The 15,831-nt window shown below is 29.0% G+C and carries 17 protein-coding genes; 16 read left to right on the top strand and 1 reads right to left on the bottom strand.

What is annotated here, in order from left to right; all coding sequences use genetic code 11:
- The first annotated feature begins 25 nt into the window (after positions 1 to 25).
- From hspQ to ACTTAX_RS05065, 15 genes are all read left to right on the top strand, one after another.
- Positions 26 to 346: a heat shock protein HspQ gene (hspQ, locus tag ACTTAX_RS05135; protein WP_262589942.1), complete on the top strand. Its 321-nt coding sequence runs from the start codon at positions 26 to 28 to the stop codon at positions 344 to 346.
- A gap of 177 nt (positions 347 to 523) precedes the next feature.
- Positions 524 to 1,231, top strand: a complete 708-nt coding sequence (gene ccmC / locus ACTTAX_RS05130) for a heme ABC transporter permease CcmC (RefSeq protein WP_440693377.1) — start codon at positions 524 to 526, stop codon at positions 1,229 to 1,231.
- Complete coding sequence (locus ACTTAX_RS05125; RefSeq protein ID WP_440633121.1) at positions 1,228 to 1,455, top strand: heme exporter protein CcmD; 228 nt, start codon at positions 1,228 to 1,230, stop codon at positions 1,453 to 1,455. The genes ccmC and ACTTAX_RS05125 overlap by 4 nt, the downstream gene beginning before the upstream one ends.
- A 10-nt stretch (positions 1,456 to 1,465) precedes the next feature.
- On the top strand, positions 1,466 to 1,885 hold the full coding sequence (gene ccmE, locus ACTTAX_RS05120; RefSeq protein ID WP_440693375.1) for a cytochrome c maturation protein CcmE: 420 nt from the start codon (positions 1,466 to 1,468) through the stop codon (positions 1,883 to 1,885).
- Positions 1,886 to 3,760, top strand: coding sequence for a heme lyase CcmF/NrfE family subunit (locus ACTTAX_RS05115; protein ID WP_440693373.1), 1,875 nt, complete (start codon positions 1,886 to 1,888; stop codon positions 3,758 to 3,760).
- Positions 3,757 to 4,275, top strand: a complete 519-nt coding sequence (locus ACTTAX_RS05110) for a DsbE family thiol:disulfide interchange protein (RefSeq protein ID WP_440693371.1) — start codon at positions 3,757 to 3,759, stop codon at positions 4,273 to 4,275. Before ACTTAX_RS05115 ends, ACTTAX_RS05110 begins: the two co-directional genes overlap by 4 nt.
- Positions 4,272 to 4,631, top strand: a complete 360-nt coding sequence (locus ACTTAX_RS05105; protein WP_440693369.1) for a cytochrome c-type biogenesis protein — start codon at positions 4,272 to 4,274, stop codon at positions 4,629 to 4,631. Before ACTTAX_RS05110 ends, ACTTAX_RS05105 begins: the two co-directional genes overlap by 4 nt.
- A 6-nt stretch (positions 4,632 to 4,637) precedes the next feature.
- Entirely contained in the window at positions 4,638 to 5,150 is a 513-nt protein-coding gene (locus tag ACTTAX_RS05100) for an acyloxyacyl hydrolase (protein WP_440693367.1), read from the top strand.
- A gap of 9 nt (positions 5,151 to 5,159) precedes the next feature.
- The gene (locus tag ACTTAX_RS05095) at positions 5,160 to 6,311 is read left to right on the top strand and encodes an alpha-hydroxy acid oxidase (RefSeq protein WP_440619103.1); all 1,152 of its coding nucleotides are present in this window, start codon (positions 5,160 to 5,162) and stop codon (positions 6,309 to 6,311) included.
- A gap of 73 nt (positions 6,312 to 6,384) precedes the next feature.
- Complete coding sequence (locus ACTTAX_RS05090; RefSeq protein WP_440693365.1) at positions 6,385 to 7,548, top strand: pyridoxal phosphate-dependent aminotransferase; 1,164 nt, start codon at positions 6,385 to 6,387, stop codon at positions 7,546 to 7,548.
- A 3-nt stretch (positions 7,549 to 7,551) separates the two neighbouring features.
- Positions 7,552 to 9,048, top strand: coding sequence for an FAD-linked oxidase C-terminal domain-containing protein (locus ACTTAX_RS05085; protein ID WP_440693363.1), 1,497 nt, complete (start codon positions 7,552 to 7,554; stop codon positions 9,046 to 9,048).
- Positions 9,002 to 10,282 carry an FAD-binding protein gene (locus tag ACTTAX_RS05080; RefSeq protein ID WP_440693361.1) on the top strand — a complete coding sequence of 427 codons (1,281 nt, stop codon included), beginning with the start codon at positions 9,002 to 9,004 and terminating at the stop codon, positions 10,280 to 10,282. Before ACTTAX_RS05085 ends, ACTTAX_RS05080 begins: the two co-directional genes overlap by 47 nt.
- Positions 10,282 to 11,571 (top strand): glycolate oxidase subunit GlcF, encoded by a 1,290-nt coding sequence (gene glcF / locus ACTTAX_RS05075; protein ID WP_440693360.1) that lies wholly within the window; start codon positions 10,282 to 10,284, stop codon positions 11,569 to 11,571. Before ACTTAX_RS05080 ends, glcF begins: the two co-directional genes overlap by 1 nt.
- Positions 11,572 to 11,578: 7 nt before the next feature.
- Entirely contained in the window at positions 11,579 to 12,532 is a 954-nt protein-coding gene (locus tag ACTTAX_RS05070) for a 2-hydroxyacid dehydrogenase (RefSeq protein WP_440693358.1), read from the top strand.
- A gap of 6 nt (positions 12,533 to 12,538) precedes the next feature.
- Positions 12,539 to 13,744 (top strand): MFS transporter, encoded by a 1,206-nt coding sequence (locus ACTTAX_RS05065; RefSeq protein WP_440693356.1) that lies wholly within the window; start codon positions 12,539 to 12,541, stop codon positions 13,742 to 13,744.
- Between the two features lie 101 nt (positions 13,745 to 13,845).
- On the opposite strand, the gene ACTTAX_RS05060 is transcribed toward ACTTAX_RS05065, so the two are convergent.
- Complete coding sequence (locus ACTTAX_RS05060; protein ID WP_440693354.1) at positions 13,846 to 14,973, bottom strand: HupE/UreJ family protein; 1,128 nt, start codon at positions 14,971 to 14,973, stop codon at positions 13,846 to 13,848.
- Here ACTTAX_RS05060 and ACTTAX_RS05055 point away from each other — a divergent pair.
- Positions 14,933 to 15,757, top strand: coding sequence for a DUF4198 domain-containing protein (locus ACTTAX_RS05055; protein ID WP_440693352.1), 825 nt, complete (start codon positions 14,933 to 14,935; stop codon positions 15,755 to 15,757). The two genes, ACTTAX_RS05060 and ACTTAX_RS05055, sit on opposite strands and share 41 nt — an antisense overlap.
- Positions 15,758 to 15,831: the final 74 nt, after the last annotated feature.

Raw genomic sequence — 15,831 nt, 5'->3', positions numbered from 1 at the left:
TTTTTAAATACCCATACTAACTAACATGGCAATCCAAAAAGCTAAATTCTCAATTGGAGATATTGTTAAACATAAGCACTTCGAATTTAGGGGTGTTATTTATGATGTAGATTTCGAGTTTAACAATTCAGAGGAATGGTATCAGTCTATTCCAAAAAATGTTAGACCAAGAAAAGATCAGCCTTTTTATCATCTACTTGCCGAAAATGACGAAATCACTTACGAAGCTTATGTTTCAGAGCAAAATCTTTTGATGGACGATTCAGACGAGCCTATAAAACATCCGTTAATTGAAGAAATTTTTTCAGGTAAAAAAGGCTCAAGTTATTTCAAGCTTTCTAATTAGCCATCATTATTCAAACACATTTATTTCCAATCTAGGCCACACTAATTTTTTATAAAATAGTCATATTCTGATCAAGAGTGTTAAAAGTTAATCTTTCTTTATTATCTCCCCCTCTTCATTCTTGATCAGATAAATATTCACAATAGTATTTTTAAAATAAATCTTTAAATTACAGATATGTTTAAATTTTTAGAGCCAAATAAAATTTTTCAAATTACTTCGAAAGCACCAAAATATGTTTTATTTTTATTTGTTGTTGTTCTGTCTGTTGGATTAGTTGAAGCACTCATACTGTCTCCAGAAGATTATAAACAGAGTGACGCTGTTAGAATTATGTATGTTCATGTTCCTGCTGCATGGATTTCTCTTGGAATTTTTTCTTCAATAACTGTTTTGTCAATTTCAGGATTTATTTTTAAAAACAAAAATTTTTTTTTAATAGCCAAAAGTCTAGCACCCTCGGGTTTTGTTTTTAATATTATTGCTTTGGTAACAGGTTCTATTTGGGGGAAACCTACTTGGGGAACATGGTGGGCTTGGGATGCGAGGATTACTTCGATGTTAATTTTAGCTCTATTTTATGCTTTATACTTAATCTCTTGGAGAATTTATGAAAATGAAGAAAAAGTATTTAAAATCTCAACTTTTATTACCATTGTTGGAATTATTAATGTGCCAATAATTAAGTACTCTGTTGATTGGTGGAATACACTTCACCAACCTGCCTCAATAAATATCTTGTCTAAAAGCTCAATTCATTCATCAATGCTTTATCCATTATTGATTATGACTGCGGCATTTGCTCTATTTTCGTTGTTAATTTTCTTAATGAAATATAATACAGAACTGATAAAAATTAAAAATAAAGGCTTAGATAGATTATGATTAACGAATTATTATTTATGAATGGATATGCAGTATACGTGTTATCTGCATTTGGTTTTACTTTATTAAGTTTCCTAAGTTTATATTTAGTAACAAAGGTTCAATTTATTAAAGAACAAAATAAATTTGTTGCTAAGTTTGGATCACTTAACACTGAACAAGCTAATTCTGCAAAATCACAAAGAATAAATAAAGAAATTTTAGCTGACGCAACAAATAACTAATTTTTGATCCATGTATGGTCGAAAAGTTAAGTTAAGATTTCTGTTTGTTTCGACTATTTTACTAATTTTAATATTAACTGTTTTTTTAGTTCTAAAATCTTTAGAGGAAAACGTTGTTTATTTTCAATCTCCTTCGGAGATTAAGTCATTAACTGAGCTGACAAATAGTAAAATTAGAGTAGGTGGGATGGTTAAAAAAAATTCTATTAGTATGAATTCGAATGAAGTGAATTTTATAATTACAGACTTTAAAAATGAGATTAATGTTACTTATTCAGGCGCTGTCCCAAATTTATTTGAAGAAGGAAAAGGAGTTGTAGCCGAAGGTGTTTTGAAAGATAGAAATTTCTTTTCAGCAACAAAAATTTTAGCAAAGCATGATGAAAATTATATGCCCCCAGAGGTTAAAGCTGCATTGGAGGAAAATTAATTGATTTATAGCGTTGTTGGATATTATGCACTTATTTTAGGATTAATTAGTGGTTCAATTTTGATTTATTTTTCAATTCAAAATTTTAGAAATTCAGAAATTTTGGATACTAAAATATTATCATTATCATTTTTACAATTATTTTTTGTAGTTATTAGTTTTTTTGGTTTAGTTTTATCTTTTGTAGTTTCGGATTTTAGTAACGAAACTGTATTTAGTAATTCACATACTACTAAACCTTTGTTTTACAAAATTACAGGAACCTGGGGGAACCATGAGGGTAGTTTGTTATTGTGGTTGTTGGTTTTAACATTATTCATTTTCATTTTTTTATTAAGAACAAATAATCAATCAATAAAATATAAAACTCTAACAACAATATTTCAGCAGATAATAATTATTGGTTTTTTTATATTTTTATTAAAAACTTCTAATCCATTTAATTACTTATTCCCAATTCCTGAGGAAGGTTTAGGTTTAAACCCAATATTGCAAGATCCTGCATTAGCAATTCATCCACCTGTTTTATATTTAGGCTATGTTGGTTCATCAATAATATTTTCTTCCGCATTAGCAGCAACAACTTTAAAAATGGTTTCTGGAAGCTGGGCAGCTCATATAAAAAAATGGACTTTAATTTCATGGATATTTTTAACGTTAGGAATTTTACTAGGTTCTATTTGGGCATATTATGAACTTGGGTGGGGAGGATTTTGGTTTTGGGATCCAGTTGAAAATGTATCTCTTATGCCTTGGTTAGCATTGACCACATTGTTACATTGTGTATTAGTTTTAGAGAAAAAATCGATTTTAACGTCTTGGGTTATAATTTTATCTATTGCTACATTTACACTTAGTATGTGTGGAACTTTCTTAGTCAGATCAGGTATCCTTAATTCAGTTCATACTTTCGCTAACGACCCTGAAAGAGGTCTGTTCATATTAATATTTTTATTTGTTCTAATTTTTATTTCTTTATTTATTTTTTTCTTTTTTCATAAAGAGGGTCAAAAAAATTCAATAAATCTTTTTTGGTTAAGTAAAGAAAGTGCGATTATATTGAATAATTGGTTCATGATGTATTTTTTATCTGTGGTTTTAATTGGTACAGTGTATCCAATTTTTTTAGATGTAATTTCTTCAGAAAAAATATCAGTCGGTCCACCGTTCTATCATAAACTAATTATCCCTTTCTTAATTCCATTTTTAATCGCTATGGCGATTGGACCTCAATTGAAATGGATTAAATCTAACTTAGAGAGTAAAAAAATTCTTATATTTTTATTATTTATATCAATTTTAATATCTTATTTGATTGTTAAGAATTTTGATAAAAATTTACTTGTAAACACTATTTTAATCTCAAGTGCATTTTATTTGTTTTTTATTACTGTGAGGGATTTTTTTACAAAAAAATATAAAAACATTTCTCAAACTATTGCTCACTTTGGATTTAGCTTATTAATTTTAAGTATTTTATTTAATAATTTGCTTTCTAGCGAAGTAATAACCAATCTTAAAATTGGTCAGAGTTATGAAAACTCAAAAATTAAAATTACACTTGAAGATGTAAACCAGAGAAGTGAAAAAAATTACAACTCAGTGGTAGCAAATTTTAAAATAATTTCTTCAGATGGAAAAATTAATAAAATGTTTCCAGAGTTAAGAATTTATAATCAGCCAAATATAGTAACTAGTGAAGCTGATATTAAAACTTCTTTAATGAAAGATAAATTTATTGTCATAAACTTGGTACAAAATCAGGAATATTTTAATGTTAGATATCAAGACAAACCTTTCATGCTTTGGATATGGGTATCAGTATTATTATTAAGCATGGGTGGAATATTAAGTTTTTTTAGAAAGAAAATATGAAAGATAAATTAATACCTCCAATGGTAATAATTAGTTTTATAATTATTTTTTTAATATTTTATAAAGGTTTGCAGGAAACAAATATCTACACCCCTAAGTCAGAAATAAAAAAAGATATTCCAATTTTTTCTAGTGTCTATTTTGATAGCAAAGAAAATGTTAACTCATCAGAAATATTTAATTCAAATAAATTTTATTTATTAAACATATGGGCCTCGTGGTGTGTACCTTGTAGACAAGAACATTCTTATTTAATGAGATTAAGCGAAAACAATAAAGTAATTTTAATTGGATTAAATTATAAAGATAATTTTAATAATGCTCAAAATTTTCTAATAAAATTGGGAAATCCATACGAAACAATATTATTAGATGAAGATGGTACAATTTCAATAGAGTGGGGGGCATATGGTGTGCCAGAAACTTTTTTGATCCATAAAAATAAAATAGTTGCAAAATACATTGGACCATTAAATGAAAAATTAATTAACGAAATTAACTCGATAATAAAATGAAAATTTTAAAAATTGCTTTAATTATTTTATTATTAATTCCAAAAATATTATTTGCTAGTGATCAGCTTGAAAGAAATAAGATTACGAAAAATTTAAGATGTTTAATTTGTCAGGGTCAATCTGTTTACGATTCAGATTCTGATTTTGCAAATAGCATGAAAATTTTAGTTGATAAAAAACTTGAGGAAGGATTATCTGAAAACCAAATTTATGATTTTTTTAAAGAAAAATACGGAGAATGGATTTTGTATGATCCTGGTTTAAATAAAAATACTTATATTCTTTGGTTATTGCCAATATTGATATTTTTACTTGGAGGTGCAATAATCCTCAAAAAACTAAAATTTAAAAATTAATCCAAAATGCATTTAAAAAAAATTCTGATTTTATTTTCATTTCTAGTTTTTACGATTTCTTCAAATGCAGAAGAAATCAAACAGAGAGATCTAAATACAGAATTTAATGTTTACACAGGTATGTTTGATTTTAGTGACGATGGAAAAAAATCAGAATTAATTGGCTTTCAGCATCAAAATGAAAACTTAAATAGAGATACTTTTCTTGGAAATTTATCACCTATTACTGGTGCTCTTATAACTGCAGATAGTGCGGCTTATGTTTATACAGGAGTAGAAGCACAATATAAAATAGGTTCTTTAAATTTTAATCCAAGTTTTACTCCAGGATTATATCACGAAGGTGATGGAAAAGACTTAGGTCACGTTTTAGAATTTAAATCTGAGTTACAAATTTCTTTAGATATGTCTGAGAGCAGTCAATTTGGTTTTTCATATAATCATATATCTAATGCAAGTATAGGAGATAAAAATCCTGGGGCAAATAGTTATATGTTTAATTTCTTTAAAAGCTTCTAATACACTTTTATGAATTTAAATGATTGCTATAATTTTGATGACTTTAGAAAATTAGCCAAGAAAAAATTACCAGCACCAATATTTCATTATATTGATGGAGGTGCTGATGATGAAATAACTTTAAACAGAAATACAGATTCGTTTAACGACTGTGATTTAGTTCCTAATATTTTAAACAGTGTTGGAGAGCCAGATTTATCTACAACAGTTTTTGGTAGAAAAATTGATATGCCGCTATTTTTGTCTCCTACAGCGATGCAAAGTTTGTATGACCCAGAAGGTGATAAAGCTTCTGCTAGAGCAGCAGAAAAATTTAATACAATTTATAGTATGTCAACAATGGCATCATTCTCTATAGAAGAAGTTGCGAATGTTTCTAGCGGTCCAAAACTATTTCAACTTTATATCCATAAGGATAAATCAATTACTGATGATTTAATTGATAGATGTAGCAGAGCAAATTTTGACGGTATGTGCATTACTGTTGATACATTAGTTGCAGGAAATAGAGAAAGAGATCATAGAACTGGTTTTACTACTCCACCTAAATTTACATTAGATAGTTTATTAAGTTTTGCCATGAGACCTGGTTGGGTTTTTAAATATTTTACTAATAAAAAATTTGAGTTAGCAAATATTAAAAACAAAACTGATAAAGGAACAAACATAGCTAAATCAGTAATGGATTATATTAATGAGCAATATGATCCAGCGATGAATTGGAAAGATGCAGAATACTGTATTAAAAAATGGAATAAACCAATGGCACTAAAAGGTGTGATGTCTGTTGAAGATGCAAAGAGAGCAATTGATATAGGCTGTACAGCGATAATGATATCTAATCATGGGGGAAGACAATTGGATGGATCTAGATCACCTTTTGATCAAGTAAAAGCAATTTCAGATGCGGTAGGAGATAAATTAGAAATTATTCTTGATGGAGGAGTTAGAAGAGGAACGCATGTTTTAAAAGCTCTTGCAGCTGGTGCAACAGCTTGCAGTTTTGGAAAAGCTTTTCTTTTTAGTTTAGGTGCTGGAGGACAACAAGGTGTTGAAAGATTACTCGAGAATATGCAAAAAGAAATTAGAAGAAATATGATTTTGATGGGCTGTAAATCTGTAAAAGATCTTGATGCATCAAAAATAATCTACAGAAATTAAGATAAATTAAGCAAATTTAAATTTTATCTTAATAGACATTCAATTTTATTTATGTATATTTTCCAACTTTATTATGAAACTAGCAGCATCACTTAATAGACTTGGAACAGAGAGTGCTTTTTCAGTTTTAGCAGAAGCTAAAAAATTAGAGGCACAAGGAAACCCAATGATACATCTTGGGTTGGGTCAGCCAGATTTTAAAACACCTAAACATGTAGTTGAAGCTGCAAAGAAAGCTTTAGATGATGGTCACCATGGCTATGTTCTTTCAAATGGAATTTTAGAGTGCAGACAAGCGGTTACTAGATGGATCAAGAAAAGATATAACGCTGAAGTAGATCCAGAAAGAATTATCATAATGCCAGGTGGTAAACCTACAATGCATTATGCTATACAGTGTTTTGGGGAGCCAGGAGCAGAAATTATTCATCCTACACCAGCTTTTCCTATTTATGAGTCTATGATTAATTATACAGGTTCTACTGCTGTACCTTATGATTTAACAGAAGATAAAGATTTAAAATTTAGTGCAAATAAAATTCTATCTTTAATAACTGAAAAAACTAGATTGTTAATTTTAATTAATCCTAATAATCCAACGGGAAGTTTTGTTGAGAAATCTGAAATTGATAAATTAGCAGAGGGTTTAAAAAAACATCCTCACGTAACTATCTTAAGTGATGAAATTTACAGTAGACAAATATTTGACAACAAAGAAATGCCAACATTCTTTAATTATCCTGAGCTAAGAGATAGACTAATTGTTTTAGAAGGCTGGAGTAAAGCTTACTCAATGACAGGTTGGAGATTAGGTTGGAGTTTTTGGCCTGAAAATTTAATTGAACATATTAATAAATTACTAATCAATAGTGTTTCTTGTGTTAATGCTGCGGCTCAATTTGCAGGAATAGCAGCGCTTGATGGACCAGACGATTCAATTGATTTGATGATGGAAAAATTTACACAAAGAAGAAAATTAATTCATGAAGGACTGAATAGTCTACCCGGAATAGAATGCAGTTTGCCAGGAGGAGCATTTTATGCATTTCCAAAAGTTATAGGGACTGGAATGGATGGTGCAGAGTTTTGTAAAAGAGCCATGCATGAAGCGGGTGTTGCTATTGTCCCAGGCACGGCATTTGGAAAAACATGCAAAGATTACGTAAGATTTAGCTTTGCTGCATCTCAGGATAACATTTCTAACGCATTGGAAAATATCAAAAAAATGCTAGGTTAAGCTATGTCTGAAATAGCTTTACCAAAAATTGATAGGTCTATTGTATCTAATAAATCTCAAATAGTAAAAAAACTATCAAGTCTAACTAATCCAGAAAATGTTTTAAGCGAAGCTGATGAATTAAGACCTTATGAAACTGATGCGCTTTCAGTTTATACCCAAACGCCTTTAGCTGTGGTCTTGCCTGAAAACACTAAAGAAGTTAGTGAAATTCTTAAATATTGTAATGAAGAAAATATCAAAGTAGTTCCAAGAGGAGCTGGAACAGGTTTATCCGGTGGGGCATTACCTTTGCAAGACGCTATCCTTTTAGGTTTAGGAAAATTTAATAAAATTTTAGAAATTGATTATGAGAATAAATGTGTGATCACTCAACCTGGTGTTACTAACTTAGGAATTACTCATGCTGTGGAACATAAGGGTTTTTATTATGCTCCAGATCCATCTAGTCAATTAGCATGTTCAATAGGTGGTAATGTGGCTGAAAATTCAGGAGGTGTTCATTCTTTAAAATATGGAACCACTACAAACAATATTTTAGGTGTAGAAATGGTAATGATGGATGGAACTATTTGTAAAATTGGAGGAAAATCTTTTGATCAAGAAGGGTATGACCTAATGGGATTAATTTGTGGTTCAGAAGGATTATTAGGTGTTGTTACCGAAGTAACAGTTAAGATTCTAAAAAAACCAGAAGTTGTTAAGGCAGCTTTAATTGGTTTTCCATCTATTAAAGAAGGAGGAGATGCTGCATCTGAAATAATTTCAAGCGGAATAGTTCCAGCTGGAATGGAAATTATGGACAAAGCTCTTATTGAAGCAACAGATAATTTTAGCAAAGCTGGTTATCCAAGAGATGCTGAATTATTATTAATCGTTGAACTTGATGGAACAGAGTCAGAAGTAAATGAGTTGATCAAAAAAGTTGAGATAATTTGTAAAAAAAATAATTGTTCAAGTTTAAAACTAAGCAAAAATGAAAAAGAAAGATTATCTTTCTGGGCTGGGAGAAAAGCTGCGTTTCCAGCATGTGGAGCGATGGCCCCAGATTATTATTGTATGGATGGCTCAATACCTAGAGGTAAACTCGCAGAAGCTTTACTTGAAATAAAAAAACTTTCAGAAAAGTATAATTTACCAGTGGCAAATTGTTTTCATGCAGGTGATGGAAATTTACATCCACTAATTATGTTTGATGGAAATGATAAAGAGCAGTTAAGAAAAACCGAAGAGTTTGGATCAGAAATATTAAAAACTTGCGTAAGACTTGGAGGAGTAATCACAGGAGAGCATGGAGTTGGTATCGAAAAAAGAGAACTTATGTGTGAGATGTTCAATGATGATGATATTCAACAACAGTTAGATATTAAAAAATCATTAGATGAGAAAAATTTATTAAATCCTGGAAAAGTATATCCTATTCTTAGAAAATGCGCGGAGGAAGGAAGGGTTCATGTCCACAAAAGCAAAGATAAATTCCCAGATCTTCCAAGATTCTAATAATATTTATTATCCAAAAAATGAGAGTGAAGTTTCAGAATTAATTAGAGAACTTTATAAAAAAGATTCTCCCACAGAAATAATAGGACATAATTCTAAAAGCTTCATAGGAAATAAAGCTCAATCAGCAAACACAATGTCGCTTTCGAAATTAACAGGCATAATAGATTACAGACCTGAAGAACTATATATTAAAGTAAAGGCTTGTACGCCAATAGAAGAAGTTGAAAAAATACTTGATGAAAATAATCAGGAATTAGCTTTTGAGCCTATTGATTTTGGTTACATAAAAAATGGTGTATCTAACAAAGGAACTATAGCAGGGTATTTATCCTGTAATTATGCAGGCTCAAGAAGGTTTAAAGTTGGAAGTGTTAGAGATCATGTGTTAGGTTTTAAAGGAGTAAATGGTAAAGGAGATATTATCAAATCAGGAGGTACAGTAGTTAAAAATGTTACTGGTTATGATTTGTCAAAACTTATAGCTGGATCCTTTGGCACCTTAGTAGCTTTAACAGAAATCACTTTAAAGGTTCTACCAAAAAAAGATTCTTCAAATACAATTGCAATTTATATTGATAAATCTGAGGAAATTTTTGATTTATTTATTAAATTATCAAGTTCCAGCAGTGAAATATCAGGAGCAGTGTATGTTCCTAATAAATCAAAGGATGATGATTTTTTGAAGAAAAAAAATTCTGTATTTAAATTTAATGATTTAAAATCAAATACTTCTTTTCTAGCTTTTAGAGTAGAGGGAGATAAAATTTCAATTAAGGAAAAAATTAAAAATTTAAGTAAAGAGCTTGAACTTGATAAATTTGAAACTTCTACTTTAGATGTTTATCAATCAGAACCATTTTGGAAAAAAATCAATAATTTAGAAATTTTTGAGAATACAAAAAATAATTTAATCAGAATGGTTATTCCTCCAGCAAAAGGATCAAATTTATTAAAATTTTTAGATAATAAATATGAATATTTTGTGGATTGGTGTGGATCATTATTTTGGATAGAAGTTGATGAACATAAAGAAGAAAAAATAAAAGAGCTAAAAAAAATAGCTTTGGAATCTGGTGGTTATTTAACTGTAATAAAAACTTCTGCAGATTATGATTATGGAGAATCAATTTTTACAGTTGATGATATACGTTTGATGATTTCAGAAAAAATTAAGAAAAGTTTTGATCCAAAAAGAATTTTAAACCCTGGAAAAATGTATAGAGGAATTTAATGCAGACAAAATTTACTGAACAGCAACTTAAAGACTCTGATAATTTTGCTACAGAAAAAGTATTTAAAAAGTGTGTTCACTGTGGAATGTGTAATGCTACTTGCCCTACACATCAGCTGTTAGGTGATGAATTGGATGGTCCAAGAGGTAGAATTTATCTTATTAAGGACATGTTGGAAAATAACAGAAAACCAACTGAAAAAGTTGTTAAGCATATCGATCGTTGTCTTTCATGTTATAGCTGCATGACTACTTGTCCTGCTGGTGTGAATTACATGCACATCATAGATCATGGAAAAAAATATATTGAAAAAAATTATCAAAGATCTTTTTTTGATAAACTAATTAGATATTTTTTATCAATCACTTTACCAAATGTTAAAGTATTTAGACTCTCAAGTTTTTTTGTTAAATTGGCAATGCCATTTAAATTCTTAATGCCTACAAAGATTAAAGACATGATTGAATTAATGCCAACAACTTTTCCAAAAAAATCTTTACCTATTAAAGAGATTTACAAAGTTTCAGACAAGAAAAGAATAGCAAGAGTTGCTTTATTAACTGGATGTGTACAAAAAGAAATTTCACCTCAAATAAATGAAGCAACAATCAGATTATTAAATAGACATGGGGTTGAAGTTGTAGTTCCAAAAAAAATTCGTTGCTGTGGATCTTTAAATCACCATCTAGGAAAAGAAGAGGATGCTCACCAAGATTTTAAAAATAATATAAATACTTGGTATGAGGAGCATCAAAAGGGAAATTTAGACGCAATTTTATCTAATACATCAGGTTGTGGTACTACCATGAAGGATTATGGTTTTATTTTTAGAGATGACAAAGAGTTAAGTAAAAAAGCAAAAGTCATATCAGATCTTACAAGAGATATTTCTGAATATATTTTTGAAAGTTTAAAACTAAATATAAAATCTAAAGGAAAGAAATATAAAGTTGCTTATCACTCTGCATGTTCAATGCAGCATGGTCAAAAAGTCCATTCACAACCAATTTCATTACTTGAAAAAACTGACAATGAAATTATGGAAATTCCACAAGGACACATTTGTTGTGGATCAGCTGGAACTTATAATATTTTACAATCAAAAATTGCAAAACAACTACTAAAAAATAAGGTAAATAACATAGAAAGTTTAAACCCTGATTTTATTTCAACAGGAAATATTGGTTGTATTACCCAAATTTCTCATGGTACTAAAGTCCCAATTTTACATACAATTGAAGTTTTGGATTGGTACACAGGCGGTCCCAAACCTGAAATTTTAAAATAGGGGTTTTATGAAAAAAATTTTAATTACTAGAAGACTGATTCGAGAGAGTGAAGATAAAGCATCAAAATTATTTGAAGCTAAATTTAATTCAAATGATGAACTTTATTCACAATCAAAAATTATTGAAATGAGTGAAGGATGTGATGGAATTTTATCATCTTTAACTGAAAAATTAGATGCTGATACAATAAATAAACTTCCAGATAGTATTAAAATAATTTCAAATTTTGCAGTTGGTTTTGGAAATATTGATTTAGATGCTGCTAAAAAAAGAGGTATTGCCGTAACTAATACCCCAGAAGTTTTGTCAGATGCTACAGCTGAGATAGGAATATTACTCATATTAGGAGCTTGTCGAAGAGCGTCTGAGGGAATTGAGTCTGCACGTGAGGGTGGATGGAAATGGTCTGCAGATTATTTAATTGGAAAACAGTTAACAGGAACAAGACTAGGAATTTTAGGTATGGGCCGTATCGGTCAAAAAATTGCAAATATTGCTAAATCTTTAGGCATGGTTATTCATTATCATAATCGTTCAAAATTAAGTGAAGATAAAGAGCAGGGCGCAATTTATCATGACAGTATAAAAAGTCTTTTTTCAGTTTCAGATGTTTTATCTATCTGTTGCCCGGCTACAAAGGAAACAGAAAACCTAATAAATAAAGAGACAGTTGAGTATTTCCCTAAAGGTGCTGTGATAACAAATGTTGCTCGAGGTGATATAGTTGATGATGACGCTTTGATTGATGCATTGAATAGAAGAAAAATTTATGCTGCAGGATTAGATGTTTATAAAAATGAACCAAACTTAAATCCTGGTTATTTAAAAATCCCGAGTGTTTTTGTTTTGCCTCATTTAGGAAGTGCTACAAAAGATACTAGAATTGCAATGGGAAATTTAGCGATAGACAATATAGAAGAATTTTTTAGAACTGGTAATTGCGTTAATAAAGTTAACTAAATTTTAATGAATAAACCTGTTCTAGCTAAATCAAAAGCTATTATAATTTTTTTAGTTTTTGCTTTAGGATATTTTATTTCTACTCTCTTAAGAGCAATAACTGCAACAATTTCACCTGAATTAGTAAATGAATTTAATCTTTCTGCAGGAGAGCTTGGATTATTAGGTGGCGGATATTTTTTAGGATTTGCAAGTGTACAAATCCCTTTAGGCTATATGCTAGACATGAGAGGTCCAAGAAAAATTGTTTCATACTTTTTATCATTAACCATTGTTGGTTTATTAATATTTGCTCTCGCTCAGAATTTTTTAACTCTTTTAGTATCTAGAATAATTATAGGAGTTGGTGTTGGAGCTTGTTTAATGGGGCCTTTGACAGCTTATCGGATTTGGTATCAAGATGAAACCCAACAACGTGCAAACTCATGGATGTTAATGGTCGGTGCAATTGGTATGTTGTCATCAAGTTTACCAGTTCAATTTTTCTTACCTATAATTGGTTGGAGAAATATATTTTTGCTTTTAGCTTTCATAACTTTGGTTTGTATAATTTTGATAATTATTTTTATTCCTCAGTGGACTTCAAAAGGTAGTCAGAAAAACGATGATGCAAAATTGAGTATTGTTTGGCAAAATCAATTCTTCAGAAGTGTTATTCCAATGGGCTTTTTTAGCACTGGAGGATTATTTGCTATCCAAACACTTTGGGCTGGTCCTTGGATGATAAAAGTATCTGGGTATACACCAGAAGAAAGTGCAAAAGGGTTATTTTTAATTTATTTTTTTATGTTGCTATCATTTTTGATATGGGGCTATTTTGTTCCGAAATTTTCAAAGAACGTTAATGATGCAATCAGATTGTTGAAATATGGTTCACCATTAAGTTTATTGGTATTGGGTGTAATTATTTATCTAGGTCCAAATACAGATTCAATTCATTGGGCATTATTTATAGTTTCAGCTGTATTCTTGTCCTTAATCCAGCCAGCTGTTGGAATGGCTTTTTCTGTTTCTAATGCAGGTAAAGCTCTAACTTCTTATAATCTATTGATATTTATAGGTGCCTTCTTTCTACAATGGATAATTGGGCTTATTATAGATTTAGGATTAAGTTTAAATTATTCTGAAATTGCTTCATTTCAATTAGCAATGTCTTTTGTACTAATTACATCTTTAACTTCTTATTTATATTTTTTAATAAAAAATAATTAATTTAATTTAGATGCTTATAAATTAATGCTGTATTTATGAAAACAATAAGTTGATTTAACTTATAATTATATTTCTTGGTCATTTAATATTTATTAAAGAAATTAAAAAATTCTTTCAATAAACCAATACAATCCAATAAAAGCTATTATCAGTGATAGAGGTTTTGTTATTATTTTATTGTACCAATTTTGTTTGTTAAACGGTAACGCGAGGATTAAATAAGCAATTAAAATTACAGCAATTTGTCCTAATTCCACTCCAATATTAAAAGATATCAAACTTGTTAAAAAAAGATATTCGGGCACTCCTATTTCTGTCAAAACTCCCGCAAAACCTAAGCCATGTAGAAGACCAAATATAAAAATTATAAATGGTCTTGCTTTGTTAATCTTGTTGGTAAATAAATTTTCAAAAGCTACATATGATATTGAAATAGCAATTATCGGCTCAACAACACTTGGTGAAATATTTATGATACCCAGCATACCAAGAATTAATGTTATTGAGTGAGCTATCGTAAAAATTGTAACTTGAAGAATTAGTGGTTTAAATTTTGTAGATAATAAAAATAAAGCTAAAACAAAAAGTATATGATCTAAGCCTTTGGGCAGAATATGTTCAAATCCAATAACAACATAGTCTGTAATAGTTTTAAAAACACTTGATTGATTTTTATTAATATTAAAGGTTGAAGAAAGATTGCTCTCAATTATTTCAGTATGTAGCTCACCTTGATCAATTGAATTAACACGAAGTATTAGCGACCCAAAGTTTTTATTCCAATGGAGTTTATATTTTTCGTCTTGCAAATTCTTAAAACTTATTTCAATGATGCTATCTCTTAAAACTTCCAAATCTCCAATGGGAGGAACTGTTATTTTTTCAACTGTTCCAACATATCTGTTTAAGTCTTTAGTTAAATAAACTTCGTTATTGAAATTATCAAATTTTTCATAAAATTTTTCTAATAATTCTTCAGGATTTAATTTTCGATATTCATCGTATTTTTCAGATTGATCAGATTCTTTTGTATTCGAGTGTCCAGGTTCAATTCCTACAATAATAGCTTCAAGATTAACTTTTAAATTAAGTATTGCATAAGTTGTTTTTTCATTTTTTGTTATATCTAAATTTGCTATGTTGGGTCTAAGCTCATGTGCGAAAATAAAACTTATAAACGAAAAATAAATGATAATTCCTTTTAAAAAAATATTTTTTAGAGAAGGCATAATATTTTTTTTTCTTATTATTTTTTTTATTTTATTATCAAATAAAGAACTACTAGCACATGAATCATGGCTAGAAAAGAATTCAGATACAGGTGATAAAACTTTGATAGATATTATGGTGGGTCAAAATTTTAATGGAACACCTTTTGGATTTTACAGTAAAGAAAAAGAAAAATTATATTTAGACAATAACAATATAATTAAAAATATTGAGCAAAGAGATGGTGATTTTCCAGCTATACAATTAAAACTTGATAACAATTTTTTTAACGTAATTAATTATGAGACAAAATATATTTTTTTAAAATATGATAATATTGAAAAGTTTGAAAACTTTGTTAAAGAACAAGACTTTTTTGATATTTTGTCTAGCTACAATGCAAACAAGTTGCCAACAGAAAATTATAAAAGATTTTCAAAAATTTTAATCTCAAATTCTAATGATTTTTTTCAGCAAAGTTCAAAATTAGATTTTGAATTAATCGCACTAAACTCACCCTTTGATAAAAGAAATGAGTTTTTTAAATTTAAACTGCTAAATAATGGAAAACCTCTTGGAAATTTTCAGATAAAAATTTTTACAAAAAATAAGGAAATGTTTAATCAAGAAATTATAAAAACGAAGCCAAATGGCGAAGGACAAATAAGAATTGTGCGTGATAGAGTTTATTTGTTGAGTGCTGTTAATATTTTTAAATCAAACTTTATTCAAAATTTAAAGCTAAAGTCTGATTGGGTATCACATTGGGCAACCTTAGCTTTTTTCCCATCATACAATTATTAATTGAATAATTTATTTAATTACTAAATTTTTCCATGAAAATTAAGGGTTTTTTAATTTTAATAGGTTTAGACTCT

The organism is Candidatus Pelagibacter sp. HIMB1695 (assembly GCF_052047655.1).
Classification (GTDB): Bacteria; Pseudomonadota; Alphaproteobacteria; order Pelagibacterales; family Pelagibacteraceae; genus Pelagibacter.
The sequence above is the reverse complement of the archived record's forward strand: the minus strand, read 5'-3'. Positions and strand labels throughout refer to the sequence as shown.

Bases quoted from the DNA above. Each gene is read 5' to 3' on its own strand.
- hspQ (WP_262589942.1), top strand. From the start codon at position 26: ATGGCAATCCAAAAAGCTAAATTCTCAATTGGAGATATTGTTAAACAT.
- ccmC (WP_440693377.1), top strand. From the start codon at position 524: ATGTTTAAATTTTTAGAGCCAAATAAAATTTTTCAAATTACTTCGAAA.
- ACTTAX_RS05125 (WP_440633121.1), top strand. From the start codon at position 1,228: ATGATTAACGAATTATTATTTATGAATGGATATGCAGTATACGTGTTA.
- ccmE (WP_440693375.1), top strand. From the start codon at position 1,466: ATGTATGGTCGAAAAGTTAAGTTAAGATTTCTGTTTGTTTCGACTATT.
- ACTTAX_RS05110 (WP_440693371.1), top strand. From the start codon at position 3,757: ATGAAAGATAAATTAATACCTCCAATGGTAATAATTAGTTTTATAATT.
- ACTTAX_RS05105 (WP_440693369.1), top strand. From the start codon at position 4,272: ATGAAAATTTTAAAAATTGCTTTAATTATTTTATTATTAATTCCAAAA.
- ACTTAX_RS05100 (WP_440693367.1), top strand. From the start codon at position 4,638: ATGCATTTAAAAAAAATTCTGATTTTATTTTCATTTCTAGTTTTTACG.
- ACTTAX_RS05095 (WP_440619103.1), top strand. From the start codon at position 5,160: ATGAATTTAAATGATTGCTATAATTTTGATGACTTTAGAAAATTAGCC.
- ACTTAX_RS05090 (WP_440693365.1), top strand. From the start codon at position 6,385: ATGAAACTAGCAGCATCACTTAATAGACTTGGAACAGAGAGTGCTTTT.
- ACTTAX_RS05085 (WP_440693363.1), top strand. From the start codon at position 7,552: ATGTCTGAAATAGCTTTACCAAAAATTGATAGGTCTATTGTATCTAAT.
- ACTTAX_RS05080 (WP_440693361.1), top strand. From the start codon at position 9,002: ATGTCCACAAAAGCAAAGATAAATTCCCAGATCTTCCAAGATTCTAAT.
- glcF (WP_440693360.1), top strand. From the start codon at position 10,282: ATGCAGACAAAATTTACTGAACAGCAACTTAAAGACTCTGATAATTTT.
- ACTTAX_RS05070 (WP_440693358.1), top strand. From the start codon at position 11,579: ATGAAAAAAATTTTAATTACTAGAAGACTGATTCGAGAGAGTGAAGAT.
- ACTTAX_RS05065 (WP_440693356.1), top strand. From the start codon at position 12,539: ATGAATAAACCTGTTCTAGCTAAATCAAAAGCTATTATAATTTTTTTA.
- ACTTAX_RS05055 (WP_440693352.1), top strand. From the start codon at position 14,933: ATGATAATTCCTTTTAAAAAAATATTTTTTAGAGAAGGCATAATATTT.
- ACTTAX_RS05060 (WP_440693354.1), bottom strand. From the start codon at position 14,973: ATGCCTTCTCTAAAAAATATTTTTTTAAAAGGAATTATCATTTATTTT.